5 protein-coding genes are annotated in these 4,859 nt (G+C 38.1%); 3 read left to right on the top strand and 2 right to left on the bottom strand.

Annotation, left to right across the window (positions count from 1 at the left end):
- Together ACJML3_RS01905 and ACJML3_RS01910 are read right to left on the bottom strand one after the other, a co-directional pair.
- The coding region (locus ACJML3_RS01905; RefSeq protein WP_406020147.1) for a DegQ family serine endoprotease at window positions 1-1,354 on the bottom strand (1,354 nt) is incomplete at its 3' end.
- Between the two features lie 33 nt (window positions 1,355-1,387).
- A complete protein-coding gene (locus ACJML3_RS01910; RefSeq protein ID WP_406020142.1) occupies window positions 1,388-1,900 on the bottom strand; it encodes a hypothetical protein in 513 nt (170 codons plus the stop codon).
- A 230-nt stretch (window positions 1,901-2,130) separates the two neighbouring features.
- Between ACJML3_RS01910 and nagA the strand changes: the two genes are divergently transcribed.
- The 3 genes from nagA (at window position 2,131) to rpsI (ending at window position 4,368) form a co-directional block, all read left to right on the top strand.
- Window positions 2,131-3,249: an N-acetylglucosamine-6-phosphate deacetylase gene (gene nagA / locus ACJML3_RS01915; protein ID WP_406020144.1), complete on the top strand. Its 1,119-nt coding sequence runs from the start codon at window positions 2,131-2,133 to the stop codon at window positions 3,247-3,249.
- A 284-nt stretch (window positions 3,250-3,533) separates the two neighbouring features.
- Window positions 3,534-3,962, top strand: a complete 429-nt coding sequence (gene rplM / locus ACJML3_RS01920; RefSeq protein WP_219937319.1) for a 50S ribosomal protein L13 — start codon at window positions 3,534-3,536, stop codon at window positions 3,960-3,962.
- 13 nt (window positions 3,963-3,975) lie between these two features.
- Complete coding sequence (gene rpsI / locus ACJML3_RS01925; RefSeq protein WP_219937320.1) at window positions 3,976-4,368, top strand: 30S ribosomal protein S9; 393 nt, start codon at window positions 3,976-3,978, stop codon at window positions 4,366-4,368.
- The last annotated feature ends 491 nt before the right edge of the window (window positions 4,369-4,859 follow it).

Consider the following 4,859-nt stretch of genomic DNA (forward strand, 5'->3'; position numbering starts at 1 on the left):
TTCCACCATTTCTGTTGATTCTGATAGCAGAGATTCTGCCTTTAACCTTTTCAAGGCTCTTTTTCAGATCATTTATGGTTTTTACATCAGAACGGTTTACACCGGTAATAATATCTCCCTTTCTAAGACCGAATCTTGCAGCCATAGAACCCTGAGCTACATCAGTAACCTCAACACCGCCATTTTTAGCATTTGTTAAAGTTGCACCGTCAAAAGCAGGAGAGATCTGCTTAGTCTCTTCTTTTGATGCTGTTGTACCAAAAGAACTGTCTGAAAGCACAACATCGATATCAAGACTCTTTCCGTCTCTGAAAACAGTCAGCTTTACTTTTGTGCCAGCACGCTGTGTTGCAACCTCTGCACGAAGCTGTCCGAAAGTGGTAATCTTCTTACCATTGATTGCTGTAATGATATCACCAGATTTAATGCCAGCCTTATCAGCACCAGATCCCTTGATAACTTCATTAACAAAGGCGCCTGAGTTTTCCTCATAACCAAAGCTTTCTGCTAGATCAGCATTTAACTGAGTGCCCTGAACACCGAGCATTCCTCTTTTAACTTCACCATACTTTAAAAGCTGCTCGGTTACAGTCTTCACCATATTAGAAGGGATTGCAAATCCGATGCCGATGTTACCGCCAGATGGAGCCATAATTGCGGTATTGATACCGATAAGCTCACCTTTAAGATTTACAAGAGCACCACCAGAGTTACCTGAATTGATAGCAGCATCAGTCTGGATAAAGTTTTCAATATTTTCGATATTCAGACCACTTCTACCAAGTGCTGAAATAATACCTGATGTTACAGTCTGACCAAGACCGTATGGATTACCAACAGCAACAGCAAAATCGCCAACTTCAAGCTTATCTGAGTCTGACAAAGTAATCTGTGTTAGTTTTTTGAAGTTCTTTAATTTTAGTAAAGCAAGATCGGTATGAGGATCTGAGCCTACCAAGGTAGCATCGTATTCTCTTGTGTCTGATAGCTGAACCTTGATTTCGGTTGCATCTGCAACAACATGATGGTTTGTTACTACAAGTCCATCTTTAGCGTTTATGATTACACCAGAACCTAAAGCCTGGAAATCTCTTTTTTGAGGAGCTGAGCCAAAAGCGTCTCCCATTCCAGGAAACATGAAACGAAATTCATCAGGAATTGCAAATCCCTGTACGTCCTTTTTGCCTTTAACGGATATATTAACAACTCCTGGCAGTACTGTTTTGAGCATAGGAGCTAAGGAAGGAAGCTTGCCTTCTGCTGCAAGACCTTCAACTACTGTGGTAGCTGAAGCCTGGCCTGTAACGCAAAGAGCTGCAACACCTAATGCATAAACCGCAAAAGCCTTTTTCATTGTTTTTATCATTAAATCTAACTCCAAGGTTTATTATAGTTTTATCATTGGCTCCTGATTTTCTTCATCTTCAGGAGCTTTATTTTCTTGTTTTAAAATCTGAGAAATTTCATTTGGTACTGGAATTTCTGGAGACTTCAATACATTTGGAGTCGGAATTTCGTCTAAAGTTTCATTTTTTTCAGAATTTTTTTGTGTAATTTCTTCTGAAATATTAGTGAATGGCTTATATAAGCCATTTCCTTGAATTGACTTGTTTATGCTTGGATAATTATCTAGATCTTTTGGTGAAATATGTTCAATGCTGTCCTTTAAGAAAGTTGCATACTGACGATGAACTTCATCTAATTCGGAAAACAGATCTAAAGATGTTTTTACAAATCTGTCTAGTGTACGCTGAGCCTTAACTGCTTTTCTTTTTGTTTTTAATAGCTCATCTTTGACTTTTCTGTGTTTATATATACGAGCAAGAATAAGGTAGCAGACCAATGCTCCTGCTGCAAAGCCCAAGAGAAACATGAGTAGAGTTGCTGAGTACTCGTTCATAGATAAAACCTTTTTTACAGTTAAAAGTCTTTTTTTTCTAGACAAATAAAATATTTAATGAAATCAGCATTAAATTTCAAAGAAAAAACAGTGCCACTCTTATATATTATCGTATAAAAGCGTAACTTTTTGATTTTTAGATATTAAAAATATGAACTCAGTTATATCATTAATTGAGCTTTTGGCCTTAAAATCGGATAAACAGCACCTTTTATTTATTCAGGTTTTTTATGAAGATAATCAATGCCAAGGTATTTGATACACAAACAAAGTGTTTTGATTCTCGAACAGTGTTCACAAATAAAACGCAGTTTTCTGATATATCATCGGATGACATTGTAATAGATCTAAAAGGAAAATTTATTGTTCCTGGATTTATTGATATGCATCTTCATGGAGCCTGTGGAGCTGATTTTTTAGATGCAAATCTTGACTCACTGTCAAAAATAGCAACCTTTCTTGCCAAGAATGGAGTTACCTCCTTTACTCCTGCTTCCATGACAGTATCAAAAGAAGAGTTAATCTGTGCTTTTTCAAATGCTAAGAACTTTAAATGTTCAGAGAATGAGTCGTCTTTTGAGGGGATATATGTAGAAGGCCCTTTTATCAGCGAAAATAAAGCCGGAGCACAGAAGATAGAGTGTATTTTAAAACCGGACGAAAAGTTTATAGACGATCTTGATGCAGCAAGTGGCGGGCTTGTCAGAACTGTTGTAATTGCACCTGAATTAGATGGTGCAATGGATTTTATTAAAAAGTATAAAAGTAGATACAATTTAAGTCTTGGACATTCTTCTTGTGATTATAAGACTGCTCTTGAGTCAATGGATTTAGGTGTATCTGAGCTTACCCATTCTTTCAATGCAATGCCACCAATAAATCACAGAGCTCCAGGTCCAGTTCTAGCAGCATTTGACAGTGGTAATGTCTATGCTGAACTCATATGCGATGGAACTCATATTCATGATGCTGTTATAAGAATGATGTTTAATCTGTTTACTGACAGACTCATAATGATTTCAGATTCAATGATGGCTGCTGGTCTTGAAGATGGAGAGTATGCTTTAGGTGGTCAGGCTGTCTTTGTAAAGGATCATGTTGCAAGACTCAAAGATGGAACAATTGCAGGATCTGTATCTACCTTATATGACTGTTTTATTCATACAGTTAAAACAGCAAAAGTAAAAATTGAAGATGCTCTTATTGCCTGTACTAAAAGTCCTGCTGTAAAACTTGGAATATTTGATAAGGTAGGATCAATTGATCTTTCAAAGAGGGCGGATTTTATTGTCCTTAATGATGATTTATCCATAAATTCTGTTTGTCTTAGAGGAAAATTTATATCTTAATGGAGCAAAATAACCAATCAAGTTGATGCAAATAAATAGCCTCCTTAATTCATAATTCAGACTTTTTTATAAAGTTGAAATAAATACTCAATTTAGGTTTAAAAAAAGTTTGAAACAAATCTGTTTTTTGTTTAAAATACCGCATTGCCCCTCTAAACGAGGAACAGGTTTCCCACCCTAGTTTCTTGTTGCAGACTGAATCAGTCTGTTTGGAAAGAGAGCAGATCAGTTTTGATCTGTATGTTTTATAAGGATTTATTCCTTACTAAATTAAGGGTTTTTTAATGAAAACTTTCGTTGCAACACCATCTACTATTAAGAGAGATTGGTTACTAATTGACGCTACTGACCTAACTTTAGGTCGTTTAGCTACTGAGATTGCTACACGTCTACGTGGTAAGCACAAGCCAGAGTACACTCCATTCATGGATACTGGTGATTATGTTATCGTTATCAATGCTTCAAAGGTAAAGGTAACTGGTAACAAGGCTTCTGATAAGAAGTATTACCACCACACTGGTTACCCAGGTGGCATCAAGGAAGAGTCATTCGAGAAGCTTCTTGCTCGTAAGCCAGAAGACGTAATCGAGAAGGCTGTTCGTGGCATGCTTCCAAAGGGACCTCTAGGTCGTGCTATGTTCCGTAAGCTAAAGGTATATGCTGGTGAGACTCATAATCATGCAGCTCAGCAGCCTCAGGTTATCAAGTTTTAAGGAGCAATAGCAAATGGCAGCAAATCAGTATTATGGTACCGGCCGTCGTAAAGACGCAACTGCTCGTGTTTTCTTAAAGCAGGGTACAGGTAAGTTAGAGATCAACGGTAAGACCTTAGAGCAGTACTTTGGCCGTCCTACATCACGTATGGTTGTAGCTCAGCCTTTAGAGCTTTTAGAGGTTGGTGACAAGTTTGACTTATACATCACTGTTTCTGGTGGTGGTATTTCTGGTCAGGCTGGCGCTATCCGTCACGGTATTACCAGAGCTTTAATTGAGTATGATGAGTCATTCCGTCCTGCATTACGTAAGGCTGGCTTCGTAACTCGTGATGCTCGTGCTGTAGAGCGTAAGAAGGTTGGTCTTCACAAAGCTCGTAAGCGTCCACAGTACTCAAAGCGTTAATTTATACAATTCATGTTGTATCCAAACCTCTGCCCCAAAGGCGGAGGTTTTCTTTGTGTGCACGGCATGTACGTTAGCTAACAGGTGCAAGTCCTGAGATCAGGTGCGGAGCCAAGATCATAGCGAAAATCAAGGTGTACATCGTGAGATGTAGGCTGAAAGAAGATCTAGCAAAATCTCGACCCAACGGATAGAAACCTCATACAAGGCTTAGCAGACGGATGATGTTGCAAAGGAAACAGAAATCCAAAGTCCGACCGTTAAAGTCTGCGTAGTAAATGAGGTGGGTGCATGAGAGGAAAGTTAGCGTACTTACCCGTGGAGGTCTCATCAGCGATTAAGTAGTAACAACTATATAGAGAAAGTGTGTAGGTCAAGATTTTTTTTTAGTATTCGCATAATTTTTTACAGGTTTCAAACTTTTGTTTACTTTTATCTGTGCTCATACGGCATTAAATCTAGGTTTAATGCTCATTTTTAGTGTCTTGTAC

Origin of the sequence: Succinivibrio sp. (assembly GCF_045124615.1) — a bacterium.
In the GTDB taxonomy this organism is placed as follows: domain Bacteria; phylum Pseudomonadota; class Gammaproteobacteria; order Enterobacterales; family Succinivibrionaceae; genus Succinivibrio; species Succinivibrio faecicola.

What these genes read in the sequence shown, in the direction of transcription:
- nagA (WP_406020144.1), top strand. Translation starts at nt 2,131, where the DNA reads ATGAAGATAATCAATGCCAAGGTATTTGATACACAAACAAAGTGTTTT.
- rpsI (WP_219937320.1), top strand. Translation starts at nt 3,976, where the DNA reads ATGGCAGCAAATCAGTATTATGGTACCGGCCGTCGTAAAGACGCAACT.
- rplM (WP_219937319.1), top strand. Translation starts at nt 3,534, where the DNA reads ATGAAAACTTTCGTTGCAACACCATCTACTATTAAGAGAGATTGGTTA.
- ACJML3_RS01910 (WP_406020142.1), bottom strand. Translation starts at nt 1,900, where the DNA reads ATGAACGAGTACTCAGCAACTCTACTCATGTTTCTCTTGGGCTTTGCA.